General features: G+C 69.0%; 11 protein-coding genes and 3 pseudogenes. 5 read left to right on the forward strand and 9 right to left on the reverse strand.

Annotated features, from left to right (window positions below; all coding sequences use genetic code 11):
* Nucleotides 1–68 precede the first annotated feature (68 nt).
* The 7 genes from QTQ03_RS07850 to QTQ03_RS07880 form a co-directional block, all read right to left on the reverse strand.
* Nucleotides 69–1,040, reverse strand: coding sequence for an ABC transporter substrate-binding protein (locus QTQ03_RS07850; RefSeq protein WP_289277411.1), 972 nt, complete (start codon nucleotides 1,038–1,040; stop codon nucleotides 69–71).
* Between the two features lie 20 nt (nucleotides 1,041–1,060).
* Complete coding sequence (locus tag QTQ03_RS07855) at nucleotides 1,061–1,666, reverse strand: GTP-binding protein (protein ID WP_289277412.1); 606 nt, start codon at nucleotides 1,664–1,666, stop codon at nucleotides 1,061–1,063.
* The gene (locus QTQ03_RS07860) at nucleotides 1,650–2,081 is read right to left on the reverse strand and encodes a DUF742 domain-containing protein (RefSeq protein ID WP_289277413.1); all 432 of its coding nucleotides are present in this window, start codon (nucleotides 2,079–2,081) and stop codon (nucleotides 1,650–1,652) included. Before QTQ03_RS07860 ends, QTQ03_RS07855 begins: the two co-directional genes overlap by 17 nt.
* Complete coding sequence (locus QTQ03_RS07865; protein ID WP_289277414.1) at nucleotides 2,078–2,503, reverse strand: roadblock/LC7 domain-containing protein; 426 nt, start codon at nucleotides 2,501–2,503, stop codon at nucleotides 2,078–2,080. Before QTQ03_RS07865 ends, QTQ03_RS07860 begins: the two co-directional genes overlap by 4 nt.
* Nucleotides 2,493–5,009 carry a sensor histidine kinase gene (locus QTQ03_RS07870; protein WP_289277415.1) on the reverse strand — a complete coding sequence of 839 codons (2,517 nt, stop codon included), beginning with the start codon at nucleotides 5,007–5,009 and terminating at the stop codon, nucleotides 2,493–2,495. Before QTQ03_RS07870 ends, QTQ03_RS07865 begins: the two co-directional genes overlap by 11 nt.
* Before the next feature lie 234 nt (nucleotides 5,010–5,243).
* Nucleotides 5,244–6,449, reverse strand: a complete 1,206-nt coding sequence (locus QTQ03_RS07875; protein WP_289280611.1) for an IS256 family transposase — start codon at nucleotides 6,447–6,449, stop codon at nucleotides 5,244–5,246.
* A gap of 505 nt (nucleotides 6,450–6,954) precedes the next feature.
* On the reverse strand, nucleotides 6,955–8,370 hold the full coding sequence (locus tag QTQ03_RS07880; RefSeq protein WP_289277416.1) for an IS1380 family transposase: 1,416 nt from the start codon (nucleotides 8,368–8,370) through the stop codon (nucleotides 6,955–6,957).
* A 278-nt stretch (nucleotides 8,371–8,648) separates the two neighbouring features.
* On the opposite strand from QTQ03_RS07880, the pseudogene QTQ03_RS07885 reads away from it, so the two are divergent.
* The 3 genes and pseudogenes from QTQ03_RS07885 to QTQ03_RS07895 all read left to right on the forward strand — a co-directional run.
* Nucleotides 8,649–9,494, forward strand: a pseudogene (locus QTQ03_RS07885) (IS256 family transposase); the annotation flags it as partial.
* Nucleotides 9,495–9,574: 80 nt separating this feature from the next.
* Nucleotides 9,575–10,992 (forward strand): IS3 family transposase gene (locus QTQ03_RS07890; RefSeq protein WP_502889711.1). Its coding sequence is split into 2 segments (ribosomal slippage): nucleotides 9,575–9,905 and nucleotides 9,905–10,992, totalling 1,419 coding nucleotides; the frame shifts between segments, so codons are not numbered across the junction.
* Between the two features lie 56 nt (nucleotides 10,993–11,048).
* A pseudogene (locus QTQ03_RS07895) lies at nucleotides 11,049–11,387 on the forward strand (transposase); the annotation flags it as partial.
* 61 nt (nucleotides 11,388–11,448) lie between these two features.
* On the opposite strand, the gene QTQ03_RS07900 reads toward QTQ03_RS07895, so the two are convergent.
* Together QTQ03_RS07900 and QTQ03_RS07905 are read right to left on the reverse strand one after the other, a co-directional pair.
* Nucleotides 11,449–12,683 (reverse strand): IS3 family transposase gene (locus QTQ03_RS07900; protein ID WP_502889712.1). Its coding sequence is split into 2 segments (ribosomal slippage): nucleotides 11,449–12,404 and nucleotides 12,404–12,683, totalling 1,236 coding nucleotides; the frame shifts between segments, so codons are not numbered across the junction.
* Between the two features lie 137 nt (nucleotides 12,684–12,820).
* Nucleotides 12,821–12,967 (reverse strand): annotated as a pseudogene (locus QTQ03_RS07905) (DNA starvation/stationary phase protection protein); the annotation flags it as partial.
* A gap of 596 nt (nucleotides 12,968–13,563) precedes the next feature.
* On the opposite strand from QTQ03_RS07905, the gene QTQ03_RS07910 reads away from it, so the two are divergent.
* The gene (locus tag QTQ03_RS07910) at nucleotides 13,564–14,130 is read left to right on the forward strand and encodes a sigma-70 family RNA polymerase sigma factor (RefSeq protein WP_289277417.1); all 567 of its coding nucleotides are present in this window, start codon (nucleotides 13,564–13,566) and stop codon (nucleotides 14,128–14,130) included.
* 67 nt (nucleotides 14,131–14,197) lie between these two features.
* Entirely contained in the window at nucleotides 14,198–14,950 is a 753-nt protein-coding gene (locus QTQ03_RS07915) for a zf-HC2 domain-containing protein (RefSeq protein ID WP_289277418.1), read from the forward strand.
* The last annotated feature ends 39 nt before the right edge of the window (nucleotides 14,951–14,989 follow it).

Genomic DNA, 14,989 nt, shown 5'->3' on the forward strand with positions numbered 1-14,989 from the left:
GTTCGTTGGAGCCTGCCCCACAGCCGAAGGGGTCACACGGCTCCCAGGCGTCGACCCGTGCGTCCAGCTCAGGTGGCAGGCAGCCAGGACTGCCAGACATCAGGGTTCGCGTCCAGCCACTTCTTGGCCGCCTCGTCCCGGGACAGCTTGTCCTGCCGGATGTAGCGGGCCACCGTGTTCTGGTCGGCGTTGGTCCACTCGAAGTTCTTGATCAGGACCGCCGCCGGGCTGCCAGATTCGGCGAACTCCCGGTTGGCGATCTTGTCGAGGTCGTACGGCTGGTAGTCGCAGGCCACCTTCTTCGGGTCCGCGTCGCACCCGGGTGTGTAGTCAGGGAGCTTGATATGCACAAGGTCGACCTCGGAGAGAAACCATTGGGGAGCGTAGAAGTATCCGATGACGGGCCGACGCTCCTCCTCCGCTGTGCGGAACGCCTCGATCAGCTTGTCCTCGCCGCCGGTGAAGGTGACCGTGTAGTTCAGCTTCAGGTTGCGGATCAAGGCCTTGTCGTTGGTGACGTAGGTCGGGTCACCGCCGAGCAACTCTCCCTTCCCGCCAGAGCGGGGGGTGCGAAACAGGTAGGCGTACTCGTTCAGCTTCCGCCAGTCGGTGACGTCCGGGTACCGCTCGGCCAGCCACGGCGGGACGTACCAGCCGATGATGCCCTTGTTGCCGGTGACACCGTGCTCCACGGCGACCCGTTCGTCGTCGATATACCGCTTCTTCAGGTCGTCGTGGCCCCAGTTCTCCAGGATGGCGTCGACCTCACCACTGGCGAGAAGCTTCCAGGACTCCTCCTCGGCGAGGTCCTTCTCCACCACGGTGCAGTTGAGCCGGTTCTTGGCCAGATAGCTGATGACGGCGACGTTCGCCTCGTACCCGACCCACGGGTTGACCGCGAGGGTCAGCGTGCCGCACTCGGTCGCCGCCGGCGGGCCGGGGGCCGCGACCCGGGGCTGAACGTCGGCCGCGCAACCGGCCAGCGCCAGTACGACCGAGCCGGCAAGGGACGCTGCCCTGGTCCAGGCTGGTGTCCGCATTGCTCCTGTCTCCCTTCTCGTCACGCCCTGCCCGCCGTTTCACCGAGCGGCGGCCGAGCAAGGCGTTGGGCCAGAACCACCTCGGTGAGCGCGATCAACACCTGCTTGACCGACTCCCGGTTCCGAGCGTCGCAATCCACGATCAACACCTCGTTCTCCACCCCCAGGGCCTCCCGCACCTCGGCGAGGTCGAACCGGCGGGCGGCGTCGAAGTTGTTGATCGCCAGCAGGAACGGGATGTCGTGATCCTCGAAGTAGTCGATCGCCGGGAAGCAGTCCTCGATGCGGCGGGTGTCGACCAGAATGACCGAACCCAGAGCACCATCCACGAGGTCGTCCCAGAGAAAGGCGAAGCGGTCCTGGCCGGGGGTACCGAACAGGTACATCAGCAGGGAGTCGTCGAGGCTGATCCGCCCGAAGTCCAAGGCCACCGTGGTGGTGGTCTTCGCCGCGACCCCGGTGGTGTCGTCGACCCCCACCGAGACCTCGGTCAGGTCGGCCTCGGTGACCAAAGGCTCGATCTCCGAGATGGCCCCGACGAAGGTGGTCTTGCCGACCCCGAATCCTCCACTGATCACGACCTTCACGGACGTGGGCGCGGGCCGCTGGCTAGAGAGCGCGGACACGGTCTCTGATCCTCTCGAGCATGGCGACGGAAAACTCGCCTTGTTCTTCGCGGCGCAAGTAGCCCTCGGTGAGGAGGTCGGCGACGAGCACCCGGACAACCCCCAGCGGCACCCGCATCGCCACGGCCAGATCCGCCACACTGGTGGGCTGCTGGCACAGCGTGACGATTCGGTGCGCCTCGAAACGCAGTGGCGCGGAAAGCGCCGCTGGCTGGGCGGAGAGCAGCGTCTCCACCCGTAGCCCGTCCTGCACCGGCCGGGTACGCCCGCCGGTGAGCAGGAACGGACGCACCGCCGCCTCGTCCGAGGGTTCCTCCGGACGTTGCGGCTGCGGATTCCGTACGGCAGGCGGCTGCGTGGGCGTCCAGTGCGGGATCATCCGCGGGTCGGGCAGCCGGGGTTCGTTGTCACTCACCGGGGCAGGACCCGTCTCGACTCGGAAATCAGGGCCGGAGTCAGCAGGGCGCCGAACCGCTCGGCGAGTAGCGAGATCTCGTACCCGACCAAACCCAGGTCGCATCCCCCTTCGGCGAGCACCCCCAGACAGCTGCCGTCGCTGATGGCCGATACCAGCAGGAAGCCCCGCCTCATCTCGATCATGATGAGTTTCAGCCCGTCGAAGTCGTACTTGCGGGAGGCGGTACGAGCCAGACTGGACATACTGGACACAATCGCGGCCAGTTGGTCGGCGGCTCCCCGGTCCAGGCCCGCCGAGGCCGCTATCAGCAGGCCGTCGGAGGAGACGGCGACGGCGTCCCGTGCCCCGTCAGTGTGCCGGACGAAGTTTGCCAGCAGCCAGTTCAACTGGTGCGGATCGGTCTGGGTGTCAACCGTCACGTGTCCTCCAAGGCTCGGTCGGGGCATCGTCACCGGACTCAGACACGGCTACCGACCGTTCGATCTGGCTGCGGAGCATCCCGGCGCGCAGCGCGGTCAACCGGTCCCGGATGTCCGTGGGCGAGTCGTCGAGGGCCGCCGGACGCCGTCCGGGCTCCGGCGGGGTGACCTCAGGCGCCACCGTGGTCGACCGCCGGTCCCGCGGCAGGCGCTTGCGCAACCCGTTGGCGGTCCGGTCCCCTGCCGCGCCTGCGCCAGCCGGCTGGACGGGGAGGCCGGTCGCCTGGTCGTTCAACCGCCGGGCCGGGGCGGTGCGGTGGGATTCGATGGTGTGCGGTGCCGTGGTGAGCGGGCCGGCGCCGGATTGCTCCACCACCGGGGCCGGCCGGCTGCCGATCTCCGGGAGCCGGCCCGACGGGTCCCCGGCCTGCGCCGTGACCTGCTCGGGTGCGGCGGCGATGGCGATCGGCGGGACGACGCTGGCCGCCGAGCCGTCATCCGGTGGCGTCGCACCCGGGGTTGCCAGCACGGTATGCGGCAGGACCACCCGGGCGGTCACCCCGGTGACCGGGGAGGGAACGAGTTGAACGTCGATCTCCAGTTCCCGGGCGAGCTGGCCCACCACGTGGTGCCCGAGATAGCGAGTGGGGGCCGACACGAAGTCGGCCTCCCCGCGTAGTCGGGCGTTGGCCTGGGCCAGGTCCTCGGCGGACATACCGATGCCCTGATCCGTAATGGCGATGAGGTATCCATCGCCGCTGCGCCGGCCCTGGATTTCCACGTCGGACTCGGGCGGTGAGAAGGTCAGCCCGTTCTCGACCAGTTCGGCAAGCATGTGAGCCACGGCGCTGACGGTTGCCCCGACCACCCAGGCGTCGTCGATGCGGCGCAGCTGCACCCGGCGGTACTCCTCGACCTCGGAGATCGCTGCCCGAATCATGTCGGCAACGGGCAGCGGCGCCACCCATTGACGGGTTTTGCCGGCGCCCACGAGCACCAGCAGGCTTTCCGCGTTGCGTCGCATGCGGGTGGCGAGGTGATCCAGCTCGAAGAGATTGGCGAGCCCGGCCGGATCAGTCTCCTCCCGTTCCAGCTTGGTGATGAATCCGAGCTGGCGCCGCAGCAGGTTCTGGTTGCGTCGGCCGAGGTTGGCCAGGGACTCGGTGGTGCTGCGGCGCAGCATGGCCTGCTCGGCGGCGAGGCGGAAGGCCACGGCCTGCACCTGGTCGAGGGCACCGGCCACCGACCGGATCTCCGAGGTGGATCCGACCGGTACCTGGACTGGGGCCGGGGCCGGGGCCGGGGCCGGGGCCGGGGCCGCCGGATCGTTCTCCTCGTCCTCCCCGCCCTGCAGCCGGCGTACCGCGGCCGGCAGCCGGGTGGTCGCCAGTTCGTGGGCTTCGGCGGCCAGCGTCGCCAGCGGGCGTGTGATCGACCGGGTGGCGACCACCAGCAGGATGACCGCGCCGACCAGGAAGAACAGCACTCCGGAGGCGACGACGAGGATGCGCCGGGTGGAGTCGTTCTGGCGCTCGGCGGCACGTGCCTCGATCTCCGCGCCGACGTGCCGCTGAGTCTGGCGCATACCGTCCAGCACGGTGGTCAGGGCCGACCACCACGACTGCGGGTTGACCTGCAACCGGCGGCCGTCGGCGGAGTCGAGGGCGACCTGCTCGAAGTAGGCGGCCACCCGGGCGGCCCCGGTGTCCAGCACCCAGTCGTTGGCGGCCTTCTGGCTGGGGGTCGCCTGTCCGTCGAAGTCGGCCAGGGCTGCGTCCCGCGCTGCGCGCATGGCGGCGAACTGGAGGAACTCCCCCCGTCCGAAACCGCCGGCGGAGAAGACCCCGTTGAGGAAGGCCCGCTGTTGGGCGGTGCTCTCCTTGACCCGGCTCAGCGCCTTGAAGGTGGCCACGTGCCGCCGCAGCTCCGGGTCGGAGACCTGGTCGAGGCCGAAGTCGATGCGGTTCAGCGTGGCAATGCGTTCGGTGAAGAATTCGAAGGTCGCGGCCCGCCCGGCACTGCCGCTGTCGGCGCCGGAGCGGACCACCGGAAGCCCGTCGAGTTCCCGCAGGGCCGCGTCGACCCGGTCGGCCACCTCCCCACCGCCGGAGATAGCTGCCTCGACCGCCTGTCGTCGCTGGTTCACCCGCTGCCGGGCCGGTTCGATCTCGTCGCGGAATCCGGCGTTGCCACCGAGCAGACCCGCGGTGAGGCCACGCTCGGTCTGCAACTCCTGGGCCAGGTCCTGCACCGCGAGGGCGAGGGACACCGACTCGCTGGCCGCCGTGACGGCCCGGTAGCCGGCGGCTTCGATGACAGTGACATAACCGAGCAGCAACAAGATGGCCAGTACCGGCAGGGCGATGATGCCGACCAACCGGCCACGGATGGTGCCTCCCGGGTTCACGGTCACGGGGGCTGGTGGCGGGACGACCTGGGGCTCCGCACCAGACGGGTCCGCAGTGGATTTCGGCTGCCTGCTGCGCCGATGCCGCACCACCGTCACTACACGCTCCTTGTCACGCCAGCCGGGCGACGGCCGGGTTCCGGTGCCGTCAGACCATTGTGAACCCGTGTGAACATGCATCTCCAGTCACCGACATGGCCGCCCCAGTTGGTGGGATCGGCATCACAGGAGTTGATCACAGGAAATATTGCGCCAGATACCCGACCCCGCAACCCGCCAGACGGGTTGGACAGGGAGTGTCAAGTTAACGGCTGATCTTGGTTGTTGAGGTGGTCAGTTGTTGGCCGGGGTGAGCCGGCCTTCGAAGGCGATCTGGAAGGCGTTCAGTGGTGCTTTCCAGCGCATGGTCCAGCGTCGGCGGCCGGCTCCGGTCGGGTCGAGGCTCATCAAGGCCATGTAGACGCACTTGAGTGCGGCCTGCTCGTTCGGGAAGTGGCCACGAGCTCGCACGGCCCTGCGGATACGGGCGTTGACGGACTCGATCGCGTTCGTGGAGCAGATGACCTTGCGGATCTCCACGTCGAAGGCGAGGAACGGCACGAACTCCGCCCACGCGTTCTCCCACAGCTTCACGATCGCCGGATACTTACGGCCCCACGCCTCGGCGAACTCGAGGAACCGCTCGGTGGCGGCGTCCTCGGTCGCCGCGGTGTAGACCGGCCGCAGCGCTTTGGCGATCTTGTCCCAGTCCTGCCGGGCGGCGTAGCGGAACGAGTTGCGCAGCAGGTGCACCACACACGTCTGCACGATCGTGCGCGGCCACACCGTCTCCACCGTCTCCGGCAGTCCCTTGAGCCCGTCACAGACCAGCATCAGCACGTCGGCCACGCCGCGGTTCTTCAACTCGGTGAGCACGTGCAGCCAGTACTTGGCGCCCTCGCCGCCGTCACCGGCCCAGATACCGAGGATGTCGCGGTGGCCGTCGACGGTGACCGCCATCGCGAGGTAGATCGGCCGGTTCGCGACCTGACCGTCCCTGATCTTGACGTTGATGGCGTCGATGAACACGACCGGGTAGACCCGGTCCAGGGGCCGGTTCTGCCACTCGGCCATGCCGTCCATGACCTTGTCGGTGATCGTGGAGATGGTCTGCTTCGACACCTCAGCGCCGTAGACCTCAGCCAGGTGCGCGGCGATCTCGCCGTGGGTCAGGCCCTTGGCCGACAGCGACAGGACCATGTCGTCGACGCCGGTCAGACGCCGCTGCCGCTTACGCACGATCTGCGGCTCGAACGTCCCGGCGGCGTCGCGTGGGACCCGCACCTCGACCGGCCCGACGTCGGTGAGCACCGTCTTGGTCCGGCTGCCGTTACGGGTGTTCCCGCTACCCCGACCCGCCGGGTCGTGCTTGTCGTAGCCGACGTGGTCGGTGATCTCCCCATCCAACGCCGACTCGAGGACCCGCTTCGTCAGCTGCTGCAGCAGCCCACCCTCGCCGGTCAGCTTCAACCCGTCACCACGAGCCCGATCGACCAGCATCGCGATCAACTGCTCATCCGTGACCGCACCCACCGGCTCCACGGCCGGCTGTCCCACGGTGGTCTCGGTCGTCATCTGGCGTCTCTCCCTTGATCGGTCGATCAGCCGTTATTTGTACAGTCCCGTTGGACATTGGGCCAGAGAGCCGCTTGCTCTTTCGTCCGTCTGACCGGATCGGATGGCCGGGCTCCGCATCGTCGGTCCAGCCCCGGTGCACGTGCGTGCGGGCCATCAAGACCGACGGTACACGTTGAGCTGGTCTCCTACGCGACGCTTTCAGGCTCATTGATCAAGTGGCCGAGGACGGTGCGTCGGGCACGCTACCGCACAAGGAGCAGGACAAGACGTTCTGACCCGGATCCACGGATAGCGGAGGCGTGATCGCTACGCATCGGTGATAGGCGATGGGTGGTGTGGTGTTTCGGTGGGTGGGCATGCCGGTTTCCCGGGTGGCGCCGGGTTCGCTGGTCTCCGTGGGCTGGGACATGGCCGATGGGCCGAGTGGTCAGGTCCAGATGGGTAGCCGGCGGAGCCGGGCCAGGACCTGAGCCAGTAACTGTTGCCTCGGGGGTAGCCGTAGGGTGACCTGCCGGGCGTGGCGGACCAGCCGGGCGGGCACGGTGATCAGCCGGTGGCGCAGGGTGCCGAGGTGGTTGCGGCCTCGTCCGTCGCCGTCGTCGAGGCCGGCCAGTTCCTGCAGCCAGGCGGACAGGTTGACGGCCAGCAGCGCCCCCCACATCCACACCGTGTTGGCCGCCCGGCTGCCGGAGGGCAGGTGCCGCAGCGCGGCGCCGTGCTTGGCATCCCGGATGCGATCTTCGATGTCGGTGCGCATCCGGTGCCAGGCCTCCACCGCGACCGTCTTCGCCGGGGTGGACACATCCAGGTTGGTGGCGATGAACGAGTACGCGTACACGTGCCCGACCAGGCCGTCCAGGGCGAGCGTGAGTTGAGCTTTGGGGATGGTGCGCCGGCGGCGGGCGCGTGGGTCGGCCGAGATATCGGTAGCGTGGACCTTGACCCGCCGCACCACGGTCATGGTGGCGGGTGGCCAGCCGGCCGGTGCGTAGTCGCACACGGCGACCTGGGCGCCTTTCATCCGTTCGGCTTTGCGCCATGCATCGTCGGGGATCGCGGCCGCGGCTCGCCAGACCGCGGGGTTGCGGGTCACTCCGAGGGAAAAGTCGCAGCCGGCCTCCACCGCGGCCTGCGCGATGTCCTTGGCGAAGTAGCCCACATCGCCGCGGACCTTCGGCCGGGCGGTGACCCCGGCCGCGTTGAGGGTGGCCACGCTGCGTTCGATCAGCGAGCCCGCTCCCGGGCGGGGGTCTTCATCACCGGCGAGGAGGTCCGCGGCGGTCACCACCCCGGCCTCCGCCCACGTGGCCACGTGCGGGCGCCCGGCCCGGGCGCCCTTGTAGCTGTAGGCGATCCCTTCCTTCTTGGCCCCGTACACCTCGACGTCGGTGCCGTCCAGGTCGATGGTGGCCCCACCGGTGCGCAGCACCGCCCGCCGGGCGGCCGGCAGCAAACCGACAACCCGGCAGGCGATCTCCCCGATGCCTTCCTCGATACCAGCCACCTGCGCCGGACCGAACCGAGACGCCAACTCCACCGCGGTGCTCGCCGCCGGCGTGGGCACCGCGGACAACGCCTCACCCGCCGTATCGGCGCGGCGGCGATCCAGACCCACCCAAAACTGCGCGCCGCACATCTGCGCCTGCGCCACCGCGACCAGGAACTCTCCGCCGGACAATCCTCGATCCCGCTGCTTGATTCGGCCCACGGCGTCGTCCAGCGCGGCGGTCACGCCCAGCCGGCCGACCAACTCGGCCACCGCCACCACACCCGAGACCGGCGTCAGCGACGCGTCCGGTGCGCCAACACGGACACGACCTGCCAAACCAGGTATCTTCTTCACCGAACGGGTGTCCTTCCCACAGCGGCGGATTGGTGTCTCGACAACCCCAATCGTCCCTGCTGGCAAGGCATCCGTTCATCTATGCCACGCGGTGGCATATCCCTATCCGCGGATCCGGGTCTGACCGCCAACGCAACCGCGCCGCCCGCGAGGCGGGACTGTACAAATAACGGCTGATCGACCGATCAAGGGAGAGACGCCAGATGACGACCGAGACCACCGTGGGACAGCCGGCCGTGGAGCCGGTGGGTGCGGTCACGGATGAGCAGTTGATCGCGATGCTGGTCGATCGGGCTCGTGGTGACGGGTTGAAGCTGACCGGCGAGGGTGGGCTGCTGCAGCAGCTGACGAAGCGGGTCCTCGAGTCGGCGTTGGATGGGGAGATCACCGACCACGTCGGCTACGACAAGCACGACCCGGCGGGTCGGGGTAGCGGGAACACCCGTAACGGCAGCCGGACCAAGACGGTGCTCACCGACGTCGGGCCGGTCGAGGTGCGGGTCCCACGCGACGCCGCCGGGACGTTCGAGCCGCAGATCGTGCGTAAGCGGCAGCGGCGTCTGACCGGCGTCGACGACATGGTCCTGTCGCTGTCGGCCAAGGGCCTGACCCACGGCGAGATCGCCGCGCACCTGGCTGAGGTCTACGGCGCTGAGGTGTCGAAGCAGACCATCTCCACGATCACCGACAAGGTCATGGACGGCATGGCCGAGTGGCAGAACCGGCCCCTGGACCGGGTCTACCCGGTCGTGTTCATCGACGCCATCAACGTCAAGATCAGGGACGGTCAGGTCGCGAACCGGCCGATCTACCTCGCGATGGCGGTCACCGTCGACGGCCACCGCGACATCCTCGGTATCTGGGCCGGTGACGGCGGCGAGGGCGCCAAGTACTGGCTGCACGTGCTCACCGAGTTGAAGAACCGCGGCGTGGCCGACGTGCTGATGCTGGTCTGTGACGGGCTCAAGGGACTGCCGGAGACGGTGGAGACGGTGTGGCCGCGCACGATCGTGCAGACGTGTGTGGTGCACCTGCTGCGCAACTCGTTCCGCTACGCCGCCCGGCAGGACTGGGACAAGATCGCCAAAGCGCTGCGGCCGGTCTACACCGCGGCGACCGAGGACCCCTCTGTGTCATCCTTGGGGAAGGCAGGTTGACCTGCTGAAACTCTGACCCGTGAGGGCGTGCAAGGAGATCCACCCCCGTGACATCGCATCACCCGGTGCCCGACCCCGAGGTACCAGCAAAGCCCCGAACAAGGACATACACCGCCGCGTACAAGGCGCGGATCCTGGCCGAGTACGAGACCCTCGATAAGGCCGGCAAGGGCGCCCTGCTTCGTCGGGAAGGCCTGTACACGTCGCTGCTCGCGGCGTGGAAGCATCAGCGTGACGCCGGCGCCCGCGAGGCCCTGGCCAAGCCGGCCGGGCGGCCGAAGACCGATCCGGCGGTGCTGGAGGCAGCCCGGTTGCGGGCAGACAACGAGCGGCTGCGCGCCGAGTTGGACAAGGCCCGCAAGGTGATCGAGGTGCAGGGAAAACTCTCCGCGCTGTTGGGGCAACTCGCGACCGACAGCCAGCACAGCGGGAGCGAGCCGACACCATGATCGACGCTGCGATCACCGAACTGACGCCGCTGATCGGCATCCGGGCGGCGTGCCGAGCCACCGGCCGGCCGCAGGCCAACCATTACCGCCGGCACCGCCAGACGCCTGCGCCACCGCGGCCGGGGCGTGAACCCAGGCCGCAGCCACGTGCCCTGAGCGCGGCCGAGCGTGACAGCGTCCGGGCGTTGCTCAACAGCCCGGACTTCGCCGACATGGCCCCCGCGGCCGTCTACCACACCCTCCTCGACGAGGGCGTGTACGTGGCGTCGGTGTCGAGCATGTACCGGATCCTGCGTGCCCACGGCGAAGTCAGGGAGCGCCGCCGTCACGCGGTGCACCCGCCGAAGGTCAAGCCCGAACTGATCGCCGACGCCCCCAATCGCGTGTGGTCGTGGGACATCACCAAGCTGCGCGGCCCGGCCAAGCGGGACTTCTACCACCTCTACAGCGTGATCGACATCTACAGCCGTTACACCGTCGCGTGGCTGCTCGCCGAGCGCGAGGACGCCGCCCTGGCCGAACGGCTGCTGTCCGACGCGATCACCAAGCAGGGCGTCGCGCGTGAGCAGTTGACCATCCACGCCGACCGCGGCACCTCAATGGCGTCCAAGACGGTCGCGCAGATGATGGCCGACCTCGGCGTGACCAAGTCCCACTCCCGGCCCAGGTGCAGCAACGACAACCCGTTCTCCGAGGCCCAGTTCAAGACCCTGAAGTACCGGCCCGACTTCCCCGACCGCTTCGGCAGCGTCCAGGACGCCCGAGCTCACTGCCGCGCCTTCTTCACCTGGTACAACACCATCCACCGGCACTCCGGCATCGGCTGGCACACCCCACACGACGTCCACCACGGCCACGCCCGGCAGGTCCGCGATGTCCGCGCCGACGTCCTGACCGCCGCCTACACCCGCAACCCCGAACGATTCGTCCGCGGCATCCCGCAACCACCCGCCCTGCCCACCACCGCGTGGATCAACAAGCCCGAGGACACCACGACTCAGTCAACGAACCCCTGAACCGACCGCCCCAAAAAGGTTGACACCTTCCGGACGCCGCCACCGAGCGGTTCCTCGAGTTCGCCGAGGCGTGGGGCCGTAAGTATCCGGCGATCGTGAAGCTGTGGGAGAACGCGTGGGCGGAGTTCGTGCCGTTCCTCGCCTTCGACGTGGAGATCCGCAAGGTCATCTGCTCCACGAACGCGATCGAGTCCGTCAACGCCCGTATCCGCAGGGCCGTGCGAGCTCGTGGCCACTTCCCGAACGAGCAGGCCGCACTCAAGTGCGTCTACATGGCCTTGATGAGCCTCGACCCGACCGGAGCCGGCCGCCGACGCTGGACCATGCGCTGGAAAGCACCACTGAACGCCTTCCAGATCGCCTTCGAAGGCCGGCTCACCCCGGCCAACAACTGACCACCTCAACAACCAAGATCAGCCGTTAACTTGTCAAGCCCCGGGTTTGGTGGAGAGTTGGTTAGCTGGTTTCCAGGGGTGCGGTGACCGGGTGGGTCATCGCGTGTAGGGCCTCGTGTTCGGCGGGTGGGGTGTGTCCGAGTTCGCCGTGCAGCCGGCGGTTGTTGTACCAGTCGATGTACTCGACGGTGGCCATCTCCAGGTCGTCGAGCCCGCGCCACGGACCTCGGTTGCGGACGAGTTCGGCCTTGTACAGGGAGTTGAACGCCTCGGCCATCGCGTTGTCGTACGAGTCGCCCTTGGACCCGACCGAGGCGACGGCGCCGGCCTCGGCGAGTCGTTGGCTGTAGCGAATCGCTCGATACTGGACTCCCCGGTCCGAGTGATGCACAAGTCCGCCCAGTTCAGCGCCCTGATGCTCGCGCCGCCAGATCGCCATCTTCAACGCGTCCAACGCGAGGTCGGTGTAGAGCGACGTGGATACCTGCCAGCCGACGATCATGCGCGAGTACACGTCGAGGACGAACGCGGCGTACGCCCAGCCCACGGCCGTGCGCACGTAGGTCAGGTCGGCGACCCACAGCTGGTTCGGCCGCACGGCGGTGAAGTCGCGTTTGACCAGGTCACGAGGCCGACCGGTCTCGGCTGCGGGCCGGGTCGTGCGCGGCGACTTGTCACGCAGCAACCCGCGCAGCCCGGCGGCGCGCATCAGCCGCTCGACCGTGCACCGGGCCACCTCGACGCCCTGGCGGTGCAGCTCGTGCCAGATCTTGCGGGCGCCGTAGACGCCGTAGTTCTCGGCGTGGATCCGCTTGATCAGCGCGGTCAGTTCCTCGTCGCGCCGGCAACGGGCGCTGACCGGGCGGGTCTTGGTGGCGTAGTAGGTCGACGGTGCGATCTGTGCCGGCGTGTCTTCCAACACCCGCAAGACCGACTGGACACCGTGCTGTTCCTGCTGCGAGTCGACGAACGCGACCCTCATCGCGACGGCCGGTCCAGCTCGGCCGCGAAGAAAGACGCCGCGGACTTCAGGATCTGGTTCGCCCGCCGCAGCTCACGATTCTCCCGTTCGAGGGCCGCGATGCGTTCGGCATCGCTGCTGGTCGCGCCCGGCCGCTCACCGGCGTCGGTCTCGGCCTTCTTCACCCACGTCCGCAACGCCTCTGGGTGGACTCCGAGCTGGTCGGCGATCCGCCGGACCGCGCCGACCGCGCCGGCCGGATCCCGACGGGCCTCAAGGACCAACCGGGTCGCACGCTCACGCAGCTCGTCGGGGTACTTCTTCGGTGCGGGCATCGCTGGTGTTCCTCCAGGTTTCGATGTCTCCATCTAACCCGGGGCGCAACAACTTGACACTCCCCCCGAGAGGAGGCCGTGATGATCCACTGCCCCGGGCGGTGGGTGTGCTTGCCGCTGTGGACGTTTCGGTGTGGTTATCGCTGTGAGTGGAGGAGCCAGGCTTGTTGTTCGATGGCGTGGCCGGTGGTGGTGAGGATGTCTTGGGTGATGGGGTCGTGGATGGTGGCTTCGATTGCGTGGTGGATTCCGGTGGCGGTGGTGGTGAGGAGGTGGTGGATTTGGGTCTGCTGCACCTATCGGTGCAGCAGACCCGGTGCCTTTCGGTGTCGTGGTGGCTGGTGGTGGTGTCGCTGTGGGGGTTTGATGCTGCTCGGTGTTGGGGTGGTGGCTGGTGTGGCCGGCCCGCCCCTGCTTGGGGGGGTGGTGGTTATCGGAGGTGACCGTCGCCACGAGGCGCGAACGGAACGACGGAACATGCCGGCACAAGCCGGCGAGGCGATCCGTGAGAAGTGCCGACCGGGGCCGACCGGCTGCCAGCCGAGCCCCAGCCGGGGCCACCTCGGCAGACAGCTCTCGGAGTTTCACCCGCGGCAAGGGCGCCCAAGGGGCGCAGCGGACGCCAACTGCGCGTTTCACCGCACGGCAGACCGGACGCGCTGTCGCTCCAACACCCGCCTGGCCTGACGGCCGCGCTCAAACCCTGACCATCACCACGTCGAGGGATCGGAAACAGCGTAGAGCCGACGCGAACTGATCCGCGGCGAACCGCGCACCGTACAAGTGGACATCGGCGGCCGTGCGTGCCGTACGCTACCGACCAGCTACTACTACAGGCCGTCGTGACCGCGTCGGGACGAGCGAGCCGGAGGTGTCGAAGGTGACGGACGACGCGCAGACCACCGCGTGGGCACTCGCCGCCGGTCAGGGTGACCGTGCCGCCGCCGGCGCATTCGTCCGGGCCACCCAGCCGCACGTTCGGCGCTTTCTCGCCGCCCTGGTCTCCCCCGGCGAGGCCGACGACCTGGCGCAGGAGACGTACGTGCGGGCGATGCGGTCGCTGCCGTCCTTCGCCGGCCGGTCCTCGGCGCGCACCTGGTTGCTCGGCATCGCCCGGCGGGTCGCCGTGGACCAGGTCCGGATGGCGATGTCTCGCCCCCGCACGGTGCCGATGTCGGATTCTCACGACGCGGCTGACCCGCACCGCAGCGGCTTCGACCGACAGGTCGCGCTGGAACAGCTCATCACGGCGCTGCCCGACGACCGGCGGGAGGCCTTCGTGGTCACCCAACTGCTCGGGCTGTCCTACGCCGAGGCCGCCGAGGTGTGCGGCTGCCCGGTCGGGACGATCCGCTCCCGTGTTGCCCGGGCCCGCGAGGACCTGGTCGCCGCCGCCGTCGCCGATCCCGCCGGACGGCCACGCGGGCGCGGCGACGTCGCCGGCTGACCAGCCCTTTCCGCCGCGGACGACACGACACGGGAACCAACACCGCCCGCCGACCGACTACCGGTACATGGGGTGTGCGCAGTGGCGTGACGTGTTGTCGGCCCTCCTCGACGGAGAGGAGAGCCCGGCCGAGCGGTTGGCGGCCGAGGACCACCTGACCGGATGCGGCGGCTGCCAGGCGTGGTACGACCGGGCCGCCGCGGTGACCCGCCGGGCCCGGCTTTCACTCACCGGCGACGGCGTCGACCTCACCGACACCGTACTGGCCGCCCTGCCCGCTCCGAGCCCGCGACAACGTCCGTGGCACCGGATCACGGTAGGCCTGCGGGCCGTGCTGGGTCTGATCGGTGTGCTGCAGCTCGTGCTAGGCCTCGCCCAGGTGGGTCGCGGCGCCGCCAGCCCCCACCTCCACGCCAGCGGTCCGCTGGCCTCCGGGCATCTGTGGCACGAGTCGGCCGCATGGAACATCGCGGTCGGCGCGGGCTTCCTGTTCGTGGCGGCCCGGCGCACCCCGCCGACCGGGCTGGTGCCGATGCTGTCCGCGTTCGTGGGCACCCTGGTGCTGCTGTCGGTCAACGACCTGGCCACCGGGCGGGTGGACCCCGCCCGGCTGGTCAGCCACGCCTTTCTGCTCGCCGGGTACGTGATCGTCGTGGCCATGTCCCGCGCGCACCAGGCACCGGGCGGCCCGGCCGACCGCGCCCGGGACGGGAGCCGTTGGCGACTGACGGAGGACGTGACACCGACACCGACCGGGCTGCGGCTGCTGCCGCCGCCCTACCCGGGATCGGCTCACCATCGCGAGGACGCGGCCGCCTGAGCCACCGCCACGCGTGACGAGCGTTACCGCACCGGCGGG

This window comes from Micromonospora sp. WMMA1363, assembly GCF_030345795.1.
Taxonomy (GTDB): Bacteria; Actinomycetota; Actinomycetes; order Mycobacteriales; family Micromonosporaceae; genus Micromonospora.

What these genes read in the sequence shown, in the direction of transcription:
- QTQ03_RS07875 (WP_289280611.1), bottom strand. Translation starts at nt 6,449, where the DNA reads ATGCTGGTCGATCGGGCTCGTGGTGACGGGTTGAAGCTGACCGGCGAG.
- QTQ03_RS07850 (WP_289277411.1), bottom strand. Translation starts at nt 1,040, where the DNA reads ATGCGGACACCAGCCTGGACCAGGGCAGCGTCCCTTGCCGGCTCGGTC.
- QTQ03_RS07915 (WP_289277418.1), top strand. Translation starts at nt 14,198, where the DNA reads ATGGGGTGTGCGCAGTGGCGTGACGTGTTGTCGGCCCTCCTCGACGGA.